This window comes from Veillonella sp. ICM51a (assembly GCF_000524355.1).
Lineage (GTDB): Bacteria > Bacillota > Negativicutes > Veillonellales > Veillonellaceae > Veillonella > Veillonella atypica.
In genome coordinates, this window is sequence record NZ_JAPX01000030.1 from 30,476 (window position 1) to 45,220 (window position 14,745).

Here is a 14,745-nt window from a genome sequence, read left to right on the forward strand (position 1 = left end):
AGAACTATGAATAAATTGGTATTATCCACATTAGCAGTTATGACTGCAGTTAGTATCTGTGGCATGCAACCTGTAGATGCTAAACAAGTTAAACCAGACCCAACCATGACTATGCTTCAAATGCCGACGAATGATGAAATCTCGGTAGGAAATGGTACTACACAAGAAATCAATAAACAAACACAAACATTAGTGAATAATGTAGCCGTATCTACTAAATCGATGATTAAAAAGAATTGGAAAACTATCTATATTAAGGCGATACCATCTGACAATACAGTTTATTTCTACTATACGGATACGATGGGCCAAGTATATAGTGGTCAAACTATTAAAAATACTGGTTTATCTAAGGGAAAATATAGAACAGAAGCATTACGTCAGGCTCAGGCGTTGCAGGATTTGTATATGTATCTACAACAAACGAATCAGGAAATTCCTTCTTCTATAGATATTATCGTTACCAGTCAAGGTCGTCGGATTCGAACCATCATGAATTACGATGAAAATATAGGAGATAGTTCAATCTATCAACAAAATTATGAACAAATTAATTTCCCAAATTTGAAATAGTTTGGATATAGTGAAAGCCCCTACCTCGGTGAGGTAGGGGCTTTGTGTTAAATTACATAATCATCGTGATCATCTGTTGTTTGTTTTTTAGCTTGCTTTTTAGCACCTGCTAGGTCTAATAGTTCTTCTTCAAGTGTATCTTCGTCGCCTGTATTGAGCATGGAGTAGAAGGCCCACAAGATAATGAACCAAACTGGTGTGAAGAATAAGGCAACTCTTGTGTCATCATTCAAGGCCAAGATAATGAGGATGAACGCGAAGAACGCAAGAATTAAATAGTTCATCACTGGATATAGAGGCATTTTAAATTTAGATTTTGCCGCCAATTCAGAATTTTTTTTGCGATATTTTAAATGGCAAATAACCATGATAGCCCAGATGAAAATGAAGCAGAATGTAGAGATAGATGTAATCATAACGAAGACTGCTTCTGGCATGACATAGTTAAGTACAACTGTAATAAGTAGTACGGCAGCAGAGAAAATAGTCGCTTGATATGGCACGCTACTATGTGTTAAGCGACGCATTGATTTAGGTGCGTGACCGCGTTTTGCAAGGGCATAGATCATACGACCTGTACTAAAAATACCAGAGTTTGTAGCTGATGCGGCAGAGGTAAGCACAACAAAGTTGACGATACCTGCTGCTGCGGTAATACCAACTGCTGTAAATACGGCCACAAATGGGCTGGCTGCAGGGTTAACGGCTGTCCATGGGTAAATACTCATGATGATGGCCAAGGAACCAATATAGAACAAAATAATACGCAAAGGAATATTATTGATGGCCATTGGAATAACCTTTTCAGGGTTTTCAGTTTCACCTGCTGTCAAACCTACAAGTTCAATGCCGGTGAATGCAAATACAACCATTTGGAAGGATAAGATAAAGCCCATCGTTCCATTCGGGAACCATCCGCCGTAATTCCATAAATTACTAAAGGCGGCAGCAACACCAGCATCGGTACTAAATCCAGAGAAAATCATGATTAAGCCGATGATGATAAGGGACACAATGGCAATAACCTTGATCATGGCAAACCAGAATTCCATTTCACCAAAGTGCTTTACGGCTGTTAAGTTCATGAGTAATAGAGCTATTAAGACGACGAGGGCTGGTACCCATTGCGGTAGCCATGGTATCCAGTATTGCATATACAGTCCGACGGCCGTTAAATCGGCCATGGCTAGTGATAGCCAACAGAACCAATATGTCCACCCTGTGATGAACGCAGCGCGATCACCTAGATAATCCTCTACAAAATCGATAAAGGAATGATGATTAAGATTAGATAATAATAATTCCCCTAACGCTCTCATTACAAAGAAACATATAAGACCAGTAATGAGATAAGCAAAAAGAATGGATGGACCTGCCAAATGGATGGCCCGACCGGAACCTAAGAATAAGCCTGTACCAATGGCACCGCCGATGGCGAGCAATTGTACGTGGCGATTCTTAAGGCCCCGCTCTAACTGATTCGTATCAGACATAGTAAAGACCTCTTTTCTACAAACTACCTATAAATACAAAAAGCCATGGATGACCATAACTTTCATAATCTATAGAATATATAAAACTATTTTCTTATAATACAGTATCTATTATAAAAAGTCAAATGTATTTTTACAGTAGACACACCCTGTGAATAGTATTATTAACATACGAATAAAAGAAAGCGTATTCATACTTTTAAAAGCATACTATGCGTTAAAAGGTTTTCATAATTTGCTATAATAATTGATAGATTATCTTTTACGTAAAGTCGTGGAGGTTATTATGAGACGACAAGACAGAAGAGTTACAGATATAGAAGAAATTAAGGGCATTTTAAATAGCACTCGCATCATTCACCTAGGCATGATGGATGGTGACTACCCTTACGTGGTGCCCTTACATTTTGGTTTTGAATTTATAGATGAGGTGCTTTATATCTATGTGCATGGGCATCATGAGGGAAAGAAGTTTGACTTGGTTAAAGCAAATCCTCATGTATTTATCGAAATTGATGGCAGTGATGAAGCCCTTGTTTCTGGTGGTGATATTCCTTGTACATATAGTTCAGTTTATTCCAGTGTGATGGGCCGTGGAGAGGCTACCTATTTAGAGGCTATTGATGAAAAGTCTCATGGCTTACAAATATTGATGAAACATCAGACAGGTCGTGAGTTTACTTTTACGGAAGCCATGGTAAACTCTGTGGGCGTAGTTCAAATTAAAATTGTCGACTATACGGCCAAAAGACGAAGACAACTTGAACAAGATGTTATTATGCCGCCATTAATTAAATAATGATACAACAATCCTATTGAACTCTATTATGATATAGCGTTCAGTAGGATTTTTTTATATCGAACCTAAGCATTAGATACATTATTTGGTTGTGTCGATACTTTCACAAAAGGAAAGATAAAAGTTTTATGAAGTAGCTAGAGCTACAGAAACGGTAGCTTGATTTTGATATAAATAAGAAAATATATCATTATATGTGTGGAGTATATTATAAATTTTTGTAATAGGAGAGAATATGAAGAAAATAATAACATCTGCTGTTTTATGTGCCGCGATGGCTACTGCAGTAAGCACCTTTGGCGTGCAGCCAGTTAGTGCTACACACCCATTAATAGATAAAAATGGTAATACCGTTCCTGTTGAACGAGATGTAGATAATAAAAAGCTCATCGATGATAATAAAAAACTCGCTGATCGTTATCGGTGGTATGATCAAGTTGATGATTATGATTTAGTTAAAACTAATATTGAGAGTACCGCGCAGGAATTTGGCTATCCTATACAAGTTCCGTCTTATATGCCTAAAGATTATGCCGTACGTGATGTAAAGGCCAAGGATTATGACGTATTAGAAATTGTATATACGGAAACGGGTCGTGATGGAGAATATGGTCCGAAGCTAACCTTCTCTAATACAGATATTGTATATCGTATGGGATGGGCTATCGATACAGTGGTAACACCTATATTAGAAAAGACAAAGTACAACGCTAAGGATGCAGTTAGCTTTACTACCCCTAATGGGATCGCTGTACATACGTTAGGTTATAGTAAAGACGCTATTCAAATTGCTTACTGGAAAAAAGATAATAAAGTTTATATGCTCTACTTTGCTTCTTTAAGAAATCAAAACTTTGTAAGCAAAATTGTAGACTCTGTAGGTCCTGTGAGTAACGTAGCCATTGATGATAATCGACTACGTGGTGACCGAAATGATAAGCAAAATGTTGAAGAAAACGATGCAAAAAAGGTTAAACAAAATGATGATCCGGATTGGCCTCCTTATGAAACGATTGGCTTGCCATTGCGTACACATACGAATTCTGTGTGGCCTATACTTACCAGCAAAACCATCGGTTTACCTAGCGGTGTAATCGATGCATCTCATAAGATGTCTTATGACGTATCTGTACCAAGTTATTTACCTCTTGGCTATACTTACTATGCTACACATTTTTATGACAATGATGTATTAGAAACGGTATATTGGAAGCAAGGTGAAGAGTATCAAGAGCGCAGTGGCCGTTGGGTAACTCATACTATGGTCTTCCGCATGAGCTACTCTATGGACACCGTATGGCCTGAAGAATATATTCCAATGGAGTACCATGACGTACAATGGAGTGACTCTACTCCAATAGGGGAGGTTCACTATACAGGGGATGTAGATAAGGGCTTAGTACGCAGTGTTACGTGGTACAAGGATAATATGGCATATTTCTTGTTCTTCCAAGTGCCTGTGAAAGCCTCTGAAGCAGACTTTTATAGAGATCATGTAGTGCCGTTAAAAGATATCAATCCAAGTCGTACAGACTTAATTGGTGTGAAAACGATTCGTTAATACTAAATAGCACTAAAAAAAGAACCTATCCATTAGATATCAAAGTGAACCGACCTCCTTAACGTTAAGATTTTTGGTCTAACATTAAGGGAGCGGTTCAGTAATATCTTTTGAGATAGGTTCTTTTAGCTATTAATTAGAAGAATACGTAACGGATGATAACGAGTACCGCTAATACGTACATAATCCAGTTAACTTCTTTTGCACGACCTGCAATGATTTTGAGTAGAGGGTATGCAATAAGACCTGCAGAGATACCATTAGCAATGCTGTATGTGAACGGCATCAAAACGATAACGAGGAATGCAGGAAATCCTTCTGTCCAATCATCGAAGTCGATATTGCGGATAGCACCTAACATGAGGGCACCAACGATGATAAGAACAGGAGATGTGGCTGCATTTGGTACCAAGGATACCAATGGAGCCAAAAATAAGCAGATTAGGAATAATATGCCTGTTGTGACAGCTGTTAAGCCTGTACGGCCACCAGCACCTACACCTGCTGCACTTTCAACAAAAGCAGTGATCGTAGATGTACCGAGTAATGCGCCAGCACTAACGCCGATAGCGTCAACAGTCATCGCTTTACCAAGACCTGGGAATTTACCAGATTTTGGATCCGCAATTTTCGCCTCTGTAGCAGTACCGATTAACGTACCCATAGAGTCGAACAATTCTACGAATGTGAAGGAGAAGATAATCGTAATCAAGCCCATGTGGATCGCACTAGGAATATCTAATTGAAGAAATGCGGCTTTTGAGAAGTCAGGCACTGCCAATACTGTGAAGTTCTCAGGCATTGTAGATAGTCCCGTTACATAGGACACAATTGTTGTTACCAACACACCAATCAAGAGTGAACCTTGAATCTTACGAGCCATTAATAGAGCGGTAAAGATGAGGCTGAATAGGGCTAACAATGTTTCGCCACTGTGCAAGTTACCTAGTGTTAACAATGCTTCAGATGCTGGAGGTACTAGATTGCCATGTGTTTGTATAACTTGGCCTAAGGTGTTAGGAGATAAACTGATGGAAATCGCCATTAAACCGGATAGTTTTAAACCGATAATGGAGATAAATAGCCCAATACCAACGGTAATAGCGACTTTCATAGAAGCCGGTATACCTACAACAATCATTTGTCGTATCGATGTCAGCGTTAGGACGAGGAATACGAGACCGGAAATGAACACCGCACCTAGTGCCGTTTGCCATGATACACCCATACCGAGAACTACGGTAAAGGAATAAAAGGCTAAGAGGCCAACCCCTGGAGCCAGTGCGATTGGATAGTTAACAAATAAACCCATAGCAATCGTTACGAGGCCACCACCTAAAGCTGTAGCGATGAGGACGGCATCCTTGTCCATGCCAGCAAGACTCAAGATATTTGGCGCCAAAAATAGGATGTACGCCATCGTGATAAACGTGGTAATACCCGCTAAAATCTCGGTTTTAACGGAGGTACCTCGTTCATTGAGTTTAAATAGTTTATCTAACATTAGATAAATCCTCCCTGTATGAAATTATAAATCATATCAAATAAAAATATTTCGATATACCTATAGTGTATCATATTTCCCACCATTTTTTGTATGAATTTATGTTATACTATACATATATTGTGAATGACTTAGAGGTTAACTTATGAAAATATCTACAAAAGGGCGGTATGCCTTGCGAATCCTAGCGGATATTGCAGAACACGGGACGGAAAAAAATGTGCCTATCCGTGAAATCGCAGAACGCCAAGGGTTTTCAGATAAATACTTAGAAGGAATTGTATCTCGCTTGTCCTCTGCAGGCCTCGTTAAAAGTGGCCGTGGTAAATACGGTGGATATCGCTTGGTTAAAGATCCTGCTGAATATAATGTATATGAAATCTTATATGCTGCAGAGGACTCTATTGCTCTTGTGTCCTGTTTAGAGGATGATGTAGAGCCATGTCCTATGTTTAATGATTGTTTGACTGCTCCTCTATGGCAGTATTTACAAGATGAGTTTCGCCATGTAATGGAGCGCGTTTCCTTGCAAGATGTAATGGATCACAAGTTTCCAGTGGAATAATTGAGAGAGTCGCGTTTTATATGCGACTCTTCTTTATATAATTTTGTAAAAGCATATTTTTATACACTTTTATATGTGGAAAGAAGGCGAAAGATGAGTACAATCGCAGATGATACTCGTGGTGGCATGCGCAATGTATGGATTATTACGGCTGCCATGACTGTATTAGCTATATGCTACACCATGATTATTCCTTTTTTGCCTATATATCTCTTGGAATTAGGTGTCCCAAAAGCCGATGTAGCCCTTTGGTCGGGCCTTGTCTTTGGGATTACATTCCTCATTGCGGGCATTATGGCTCCAATTTGGGGAAAAATCGCCGATAATAAAGGGAAAAAACGGATGGCCTTGCGCGCTGGCTTTGGCATTGCTGTCTGTTATGTATTAATTGGTTTAGTTACAGACCAATATCAACTACTCATGGGGCGGGCCCTCGTTGGATTTGCCAATGGGTTTTATCCCGCGGCAATGACTATGGTATCCCTCAGTGTCGATGAGAAACAGGTTGGTCGAGCTTTAGGTATCTTCCAGACAGGGCTTATCTTGGGGAATGTCATCGGTCCATTCTTAGGTGGTGCTGTTGAAAGTGTAGTAGGGATGCGTCCTGTATTTTATGTATCTGGTGTTGCTGTACTGATTGCGACCTTGGCTGTATTGTTCTTTGTGAAAGAACCAAAATTACATGCTGTAGGTACTGATGGAAAAGAACAGCCGGCTCAACCTACTAAATCTACATCCTTACGTGAAGACTTTAAAGCAGTTCAACAACAACCTGTACTAGTACGGTTGCTTGGGATTTTCTTTTTTATGCAATGTGTCATCATGATGCTACAGCCTATCTTGGCCCTTTATGTAGGGGATATGCAAGGCACCATGGAAGGGGCCGCCATTATTTCAGGTACTATCCTAAGTATCGGCGGTTTAGCAGGCTCCTTAACGACTAATCTATGGGTTCGCCTTGGTGAACGTCGTGGTTATTTTAAGACCATTTCCTACTGTATGATGGGTAGTGGTATCGTTCTATTGCTGCAAAGCTTACCAGTGGGTATATGGTGGTTTGGTGTTTTACAGGTTATAATTGGTTCATGCATTGTAGGGATTAACCCATCCTTGAGTGCAGCAGTAACCCTTAATACAGATCCAAGCTTTAGAGGTCGTATGTTTGGTATGACGACGACAGCTCAACAATTTGGTTCTATGGTAGGGCCTGTATTTGCTAGTATTGTATCGACCTATGTGGGCATATCCTACGTATTCAGTATTACTGGATTGTTATTGTTATATATGGGCTTTCAGTCTAGAAAATTATCTAAAAAACATGAATAGCACTATGATGAGTCATAGATAGTATTAAGGGAATCATTTGTTTCGTATGAGATGCAAAGGAGTTGTTATGGTCCGTATCGGTCAAACTGTACTTGGAGAAAAGGGTACAAAGATATGCGTGCCTATTGTGGGCACAACGGTAAAAGAAATTCTAGATGCTACTGCGGTGGCATGCAATACACCTTGTGATGTGGTGGAGCTACGCATTGACTATTACGAACGAGCTCATTCTATTGATGCTATTATTGAACTATTGATGCTCATGAAACCTCAATTAAAAGGTCGTGCATTGCTCTTTACATGGCGCACGAAGGGTGAGGGGGGCGAGAAATCTATCTCCTCACAAGATTACTTTACAATGTTAGAGCGCCTTATCCCAACGGGCTTGGTAGATGCTATTGATATTGAGTTATTCTTTGATCAAGATAGAATGGTCAAAACCATAGAATTCGCCAAGGTTCATGGTGTAACAATCGTCATGAGCAATCATGATTTTAATGGTACACCAAGTAGAGATGTTATTGTAAATCGACTCATTCAAATGAAAGGATTTTTAGCGGATGTGCCAAAGATAGCCGTTATGCCTCATACAACAGGTGATGTATTAACACTTCTTGAAGCGACGTCTGAGGTGAAATCCTTATATCCATCTGACCCAATCATTACGATGGCCATGGGGCCATTGGGGGCTATTACACGTGCTTCAGGAGCTTTATTTGGCAATGCTATGACCTTTGCTTCAGCGGGCAAAGCATCGGCACCAGGTCAAATCGATATACATGAACTAAAACGTATCTTAGATACTCTTGATGTAGATGGTATATTTGATGAACAACAACATAAACGCGTAAAAGTACATTAAAAAAGTCGGCGAGAGCCGACTTTTTTATATGTTTTGTATCTCCTGTAATATATTCATTTTTGAAGGCCGAATATAGAAAATATAGATGTAATTACCTATAACTTTATATAGAATGAGATACTTTTTGTGTGATAATTTTCTGTATTTTGTCTCACTATTTATAATAGGGTATCGTTCCGGAAAGGTCGTTAGTGAAGATATTTTTTTATAGATTGATTCTAATTCTTTTTTGATGACGGTTTTTGCTGTAAGTCGCTGTTCTAATGAAAGTTTGAGACTTACCATGTCAGATTTAGCTGTAGGGGTCAAAATTATTGTATATCTCATTTTAACCTCCGAACTTATAAATCCTTAAGGAGCTCATTAAAGACTTTTTCAGCAGGTTCGCCAATTCCCTTTTTTGCTTGATTAAGTCCTATCTCTATTCTTGTGCTTAAATCTTCTTTAGTCCATAAATCATCATTTATAGCATCAATCCATTCTGGGCGATGGATAGTGGAAGGAATATCGTTAGTGAATTGTATTTGTTTTGATACAAGTGTAACAGTTTGTGATATAGTTAATCCCATCTCTTTTAAGATAGCTGTTGTTAGTGTCTTAACTTTAGGATTAATACGGATATTGAGTATGCCTGTTTTATCAATTTTATCAAAGGATATTTCAACCTCGTTTGTGGTTGATGTTCCGTACGAGCTAGTAGTATCTGATGCCTTTAATGTGATTCGGGGTTGTTCGTAGGTGCCGTCATTGTTGAGTGTACTTGGCGTTGGTGTTTCATCTGTAGATGTTGTTGGTAATGCAATGGCAAATGGGATACGGCGTTCTTTTATAATTTGACGGAATAGTGCGTCAAGCATGGAGGTATAGGATAGGCCCTGTGCCTTTAATATGCTAGATACTTCTTGTTTTAGATCTTCGTTGATGCGGACTTGTAGGTTTACGGTTTTCATAGTATCTCTCCTAATATTCTTTTGGATTATGACTATAATACTTTGGTCATGTTGTTGATTTTATATTAAAAGTATTTAAGTTACTCAACTCTATTTGTAATTACATTGTAATTGCAAGCGTGAATTTTTACAAATACATATAAAACATAGCGAATATAAAAAAGCAGTATTTATCTTAGGGATAAATACTGCTTTTAGTACTATATCTATGAAGTTAAGATATGAGTTTTAGTTTTATCTAGAAATACAGATGTAAATCTTCTTACAATAAGTTTGCTTCAAAATCTTCTAGGATAGTAGACACTGTTTCTGGTGCATTACGGTTATGTTCTACGATGCATTGGGCAAAGCTTTCATACATTGGTGTACGAATTTCTTCGAGTTCGCGTAAGCGTTCGATACCACCACTAGAGAGAACCCGACCGGATGTAGATAAGTTTTCTATAGGTTGGGTTAATTGGTAGATACGACCATTTTGGCGTAAGTGTGCGTAGTTTTTAGGCACTGTTACACAGCCGCCACCAGTGGAGATAACAAGACCTGTTTGAGTGCCCAGTTTCGCAATCATTTCCGCTTCTTTTTCACGGAATGCTGGTTCCCCTTGTTCTGTAATGTATGTGGAAATGTCTCCAATTTCTTTTTCTAACTCATGATCCACGTCAATGCAGGTACGGCCCATTTCTTCACCGAGCGCTTTACCGACTGTAGTTTTTCCTACGCCAGGCATGCCGATGAGGATGATGTTTTCCTTTTCGCGGCGCATATCTCGCAAGATTTGCTCGATTTCCTTTGTACCAAAGCTTTCACCTTGGAAATGGTTAGCCGCCTCAACGCCTTGAGCCACGAGGAATGGCAAGCCATCACAATGAGGAATTTCCATCATTTCTGCTTGTAACAACAAAATCGTACGGCGTGGATTGTAGATGAGGTCTACAACGCCTTCTAATTTGGAGAATTGTGTAATATCGATGAGGTTAGCTGGATTATGAGGATACATACCGATAGGTGTGCAGTTAATAATAATCTGTGCTGTTTCGTAGTAATTAGGCGCATCACCATAGAATGGTGCGGTCTTACGAGAGAGGTGAACTATGTTCTTAGCTCCTAAGTCTTCAAGAGCTACGTGAACAGTAGCGGAGGATGCGCCATCGCCAAGGATAATACATTCCTTGCCAGATACATCAATGCCAGCATGTTGTAGAGTAAATACGAAACCATCGTAGTCTGTATTATAGCCGTGCCATTTACCATCTTTGCGAACCATCGTATTCACACAACCGATGCGTTCAGCACGAGGGTCTACTACATCACAAACTTCAAGGGCATTTACCTTGTAAGGGATAGTGATATTGATACCTTGCAATTCTGGATCTGCGAAGAACTCTTGCAATTGGCTCGGTTCCCGTTCAAATAATTCATAATTTGTATTCCCTAATGCACTGTGAATGCGAGGGGAGAAGCTATGGCCTAACGTACGGCCAAGTAAACCAAATTTCATAGGACCTCCTAGGTCAATATACATAGAATGGCTAATAGGCTGGTACCTATTAGCCATTGAAGTTTTATAACTATATGTATTGTACTATATATGTTCTTATAGAGACTAGTACATATAAGTATATTAGTTTTCAGGGTAATTGCCTAGTAAGCGGAATTTATCTTGTGATGTGTGTAGCTCTGCTAGAACAGACAATACCTTAGGATCTGCTAGGGATGCTTCTAAGTCGAGGTAGAATAAGAACTCAAAGTTATGACCTACAATCGGGCGAGACTCAAGTTTGGTAAGATTTACGCCGATGTTTGCAAACTTGGTAAGTAATGTACCAAGGCCACCTGGAGCATGGCTTGCTGTAGTTACCACGGAGATTTTATTAGCTCCTGGGTATACATGGAAGTCCTTGCTGATGCAGATAAAGCGCGTATAGTTGTTATCGCTATTTTGGATATTGCGCATCAATGGAGATAAATTGTATAAGTCGGCACATTGAGGAGCTGCAATAGCTGCCACACCTGGGTCGTCACTAGCCGCTACGAGCTGGGCTGCACGAGCCGTGTTATCGAAGGAGCGCAATTCTACGCCTTCTAATTTTTCTAGGAAGTGACTGCATTGGCCCAACGCTTGAGGATGGGAGATGATAGTGTGAATATCTTCTAGTTTTGTGCCTTTTTTCACGAGTAAATCGTGAGAAATCCATAGGCGAGTACCGCGTACGATATAGCATTTACGATCTTCTAGAAGGTCATATACTTCTTTTACAGAACCATTGGAGCTGTTTTCGATAGGTAATACGCCGAATTGACATTCTCCAGACTCAACAGCGTCGAATACAGCACGGAAGCCTGTTACATAGTGAATTTGGCTGAGTGGTAATAATTTATCGCACGCCACTTGCGCATTACTACCGAAGACGCCCGCACAAGCTACGCTGCCACGTTGTGGAGGTAGTGTAGGGGACTGCTCAATAGCCTTTTTCATTTTAACAGTGAACTCATTATCTTGGAATAATTGTTCAGACTGATATGTACGGCTCAAGCTGAATAATGCTTCGAAGAAACGGCGTGCGTATAGGTCGAGGTCTGGGCCTGCATCTCGAGTTACTTTGTCGAGGATATCTCGTTCTCGTTTGGCATCGTAAATAGCCTTGTTCATTTCTTTTTTCGCTGCCGCAACATCCTTGGAGAGTTCCATGCGCTCTTTGAAGAGGGCGAGCATTTGGTCGTTTATATCGTTAATCTTAACGCGTACTTCATCTAAGTTCATGGTCAATATCTCCTAAGAAATCAAGAATAACAAGGGCCGTAACAGCTTCGATTACAGGTACTGCACGAAGCGCTACACATGGGTCGTGACGACCTTGGATTGTGAGCAATGTGTCCTCTTTTTGTGAAAGTGACACAGAATGTTGTTCTTTATAAATAGATGGTGTTGGCTTGATGCCCACTTGCATAACGAGTGGTAAACCATTGGTAATACCACCTTGGATACCACCGCTATTATTCGTTGTCGTTGTAATCTTGTCGCCGTCCATGGTGAAAGCATCATTCACTTCGGAACCCAGTTGTGCACACATATCGAAGCCACCGCCAAAGGATACGCCTTTGATGGCAGGAACACCAAAGATTACGCGAGCTAAGCGGTTTTCGATACCGTCAAAGTTTGGGTTACCAAGGCCAATTGGTAGACCTGTAGCAATGACTTCAACGATACCACCTGTAGAGTCCCCATCTTTTTTGAGGTTTATAACAAGGGTTTCTACTTCGTTACGTTTTTGTGGATCAACCATAGCAATTGGATCTGTAGCGATGCTAGCTAATGATTTCATATCTGGGTAAACCATGTTGATAGGAGCATCTTGAATCGTTCCCACTTGTTTTAAATGGCCGTGGATTTCAATGCCTTTTTCACGTAATAGTTGTAGAGCGATGCCACCAGCTACGCAAAGCGGAGCTGTAAGGCGCGCTGAGAAGTGGCCACCACCGCGCATATCTACCTTATCGCCGTAGCGCATACGAGCTGTAAAGTCCGCATGAGATGGGCGAGGGATATCGCGTAAGTTGTTATAATCGCTAGAGTGCTGCGATGTATTGCGAATCATAAACGCCAATGGAGAACCACTGAGCATGCCATCCACCAAACCTGCTAAAAACTCAGGTGTATCGGCTTCCTTACGCTGTGTTGTCAATTGATTTTGCCCTGGTGCACGGCGCTTTAAAAAGGCTTTTAACTCATCGATATCGATGGTATGTCCACAAGGTAGACCTTCAACAATACCGCCGATAGCGTATCCATGAGAGGCGCCAAAGGTAGATACTTGTATAGTTTTACCGAAATTAGATGCCATGAGCATCACCTCCTAATAAGTTCCAGTCCTCGAAGAAATCTGGATAGGATTTTGTGATAGCTTCGCTATCTTTTAAGGTAACAGGATTTTCACTGATGAGGGCCATCAATGTGCCGGCCATAACGAGGCGATGGTCATTTACGCAATCACCTTGACCGCCTTTAAGTATACCATTACCGATGATATATAGGTCATCGCCTTCTTCACGCACTGTACCGCCTAAGTCTTTTACGAGATTAGCAACAGCTATGAGACGATCGGATTCTTTTAAGCGTAGGCGAGCACCCTTAATAAAGGAGCTTTCACCAGAAATAGAGCAAGCAAGGGCGGCCATAACAGGCAACATATCCGGCATTTGCTCAAGGTCGGCATGGATTGGCTTGGAAGCACGACCTGTGACCGTTATATTCATACCATCCCATACAACATCACAACCCGCATCAATCATAACCTGCATGATGCGGCGGTCAGCTTGTACAGAGTTTTTGTTCATGCCTGTAATCGTAATTGGTTTGCCCGTCATACCGGCCGCCACCATCCAGATTGCTGCATTAGACCAGTCACCTTCGATTTGGTAATTATCACGGCCGATAAAGGACGCACCAAATGGGACTGTGAAAGCCTCGTTGATGTTTGTGCTTGGTAAGGTATGTTCAACTTCGACACCAAAATCACGCATAGTTTCCGTCGTTAATGTTACATAATCACTAGATTGTAGTGGGGTAGTAGCCGTGATAGTAGATAGGCCGATTTGAGGGGCTGCCAACAATAATCCAGAGAAGAATTGGCTGCTTACATCACCTACCATGGAGAAATTACCGCCTTGGAGACGACCTGTCATAGTAAATGGCGGTTTATCTTGGGAGAATGTTACGCCATGCGCTTTCATTTCGCTGAGCATAGGTTCGAGAGGGCGATCTGGTAAACGACCTTTGGCATCTACGTCTACATCGTTACAGATGGATGCAGCTACAGGTAATAAGAGACGTAATGTAGTGCCTGATTCGTGAGGTACTACATTGCCCTTTGTTGGGACAGGACCTGGTGTAATAGTGACAACTTTATTTTCATATACTACGTGAGCACCTAAGCCTCGCAAGGATTCCATAGTAGCATCGATATCTTTAGAGGTACGGCTTAGTAGTATAGTAGATGGAGAGTTAGCAAGGGCTGCACAAATTAATGCGCGGTGTGCATGTGCCTTTGCTGGGATGGACGCAATCGTTCCTGTAGGAATGGCGTTCGTTACGGAATGCATAGAAATCTCCTT

At 40.7% G+C, this 14,745-nt stretch carries 14 protein-coding genes; 6 read left to right on the forward strand and 8 right to left on the reverse strand.

The features are described from left to right. Window positions 1-6: 6 nt before the first annotated feature. A complete protein-coding gene (locus tag HMPREF1504_RS05000) occupies window positions 7-573 on the forward strand; it encodes an immunity protein YezG family protein (RefSeq protein WP_005379655.1) in 567 nt (188 codons plus the stop codon). A gap of 47 nt (window positions 574-620) precedes the next feature. On the opposite strand, the gene HMPREF1504_RS05005 is transcribed toward HMPREF1504_RS05000, so the two are convergent. Next, on the reverse strand, window positions 621-2,066 hold the full coding sequence (locus HMPREF1504_RS05005) for an amino acid permease (RefSeq protein WP_005377297.1): 1,446 nt from the start codon (window positions 2,064-2,066) through the stop codon (window positions 621-623). Window positions 2,067-2,352: 286 nt separating this feature from the next. On the opposite strand from HMPREF1504_RS05005, the gene HMPREF1504_RS05010 reads away from it, so the two are divergent. Further along, window positions 2,353-2,865 carry a pyridoxamine 5'-phosphate oxidase family protein gene (locus HMPREF1504_RS05010; protein WP_038123949.1) on the forward strand — a complete coding sequence of 171 codons (513 nt, stop codon included), beginning with the start codon at window positions 2,353-2,355 and terminating at the stop codon, window positions 2,863-2,865. A 235-nt stretch (window positions 2,866-3,100) separates the two neighbouring features. Continuing rightward, window positions 3,101-4,426, forward strand: a complete 1,326-nt coding sequence (locus HMPREF1504_RS05015) for a hypothetical protein (RefSeq protein WP_038123950.1) — start codon at window positions 3,101-3,103, stop codon at window positions 4,424-4,426. Between the two features lie 136 nt (window positions 4,427-4,562). Here HMPREF1504_RS05015 and HMPREF1504_RS05020 read toward each other — a convergent pair whose 3' ends face one another. Then, window positions 4,563-5,930: an NCS2 family permease gene (locus HMPREF1504_RS05020; RefSeq protein WP_038123951.1), complete on the reverse strand. Its 1,368-nt coding sequence runs from the start codon at window positions 5,928-5,930 to the stop codon at window positions 4,563-4,565. 145 nt (window positions 5,931-6,075) lie between these two features. On the opposite strand from HMPREF1504_RS05020, the gene HMPREF1504_RS05025 reads away from it, so the two are divergent. From HMPREF1504_RS05025 to aroD, 3 genes are all read left to right on the forward strand, one after another. Next, the gene (locus HMPREF1504_RS05025; RefSeq protein WP_005377450.1) at window positions 6,076-6,495 is read left to right on the forward strand and encodes an Rrf2 family transcriptional regulator; all 420 of its coding nucleotides are present in this window, start codon (window positions 6,076-6,078) and stop codon (window positions 6,493-6,495) included. Window positions 6,496-6,588: 93 nt separating this feature from the next. Continuing rightward, on the forward strand, window positions 6,589-7,821 hold the full coding sequence (locus HMPREF1504_RS05030; protein ID WP_038123957.1) for an MFS transporter: 1,233 nt from the start codon (window positions 6,589-6,591) through the stop codon (window positions 7,819-7,821). Between the two features lie 67 nt (window positions 7,822-7,888). Next, window positions 7,889-8,683, forward strand: a complete 795-nt coding sequence (gene aroD, locus HMPREF1504_RS05035) for a type I 3-dehydroquinate dehydratase (RefSeq protein ID WP_038123959.1) — start codon at window positions 7,889-7,891, stop codon at window positions 8,681-8,683. 24 nt (window positions 8,684-8,707) lie between these two features. On the opposite strand, the gene HMPREF1504_RS05040 is transcribed toward aroD, so the two are convergent. The 6 genes from HMPREF1504_RS05040 to aroA all read right to left on the reverse strand — a co-directional run bounded on the left by HMPREF1504_RS05040 (window position 8,708) and on the right by aroA (window position 14,733). After that, window positions 8,708-9,010 (reverse strand): type II toxin-antitoxin system RelE/ParE family toxin, encoded by a 303-nt coding sequence (locus HMPREF1504_RS05040; RefSeq protein ID WP_038123962.1) that lies wholly within the window; start codon window positions 9,008-9,010, stop codon window positions 8,708-8,710. A 14-nt stretch (window positions 9,011-9,024) separates the two neighbouring features. Continuing rightward, window positions 9,025-9,633, reverse strand: coding sequence for a type II toxin-antitoxin system RelB/DinJ family antitoxin (locus HMPREF1504_RS05045; protein WP_016476418.1), 609 nt, complete (start codon window positions 9,631-9,633; stop codon window positions 9,025-9,027). A 262-nt stretch (window positions 9,634-9,895) separates the two neighbouring features. Then, on the reverse strand, window positions 9,896-11,131 hold the full coding sequence (locus tag HMPREF1504_RS05050; protein WP_038123963.1) for a shikimate kinase: 1,236 nt from the start codon (window positions 11,129-11,131) through the stop codon (window positions 9,896-9,898). 123 nt (window positions 11,132-11,254) lie between these two features. Next, window positions 11,255-12,394: a bifunctional chorismate mutase/prephenate dehydratase gene (locus HMPREF1504_RS05055; RefSeq protein ID WP_005379588.1), complete on the reverse strand. Its 1,140-nt coding sequence runs from the start codon at window positions 12,392-12,394 to the stop codon at window positions 11,255-11,257. Then, window positions 12,381-13,475 (reverse strand): chorismate synthase, encoded by a 1,095-nt coding sequence (gene aroC / locus HMPREF1504_RS05060; RefSeq protein WP_038123967.1) that lies wholly within the window; start codon window positions 13,473-13,475, stop codon window positions 12,381-12,383. Before aroC ends, HMPREF1504_RS05055 begins: the two co-directional genes overlap by 14 nt. After that, window positions 13,465-14,733, reverse strand: coding sequence for a 3-phosphoshikimate 1-carboxyvinyltransferase (gene aroA / locus HMPREF1504_RS05065; RefSeq protein ID WP_038123969.1), 1,269 nt, complete (start codon window positions 14,731-14,733; stop codon window positions 13,465-13,467). Before aroA ends, aroC begins: the two co-directional genes overlap by 11 nt. Window positions 14,734-14,745 lie beyond the last annotated feature (12 nt).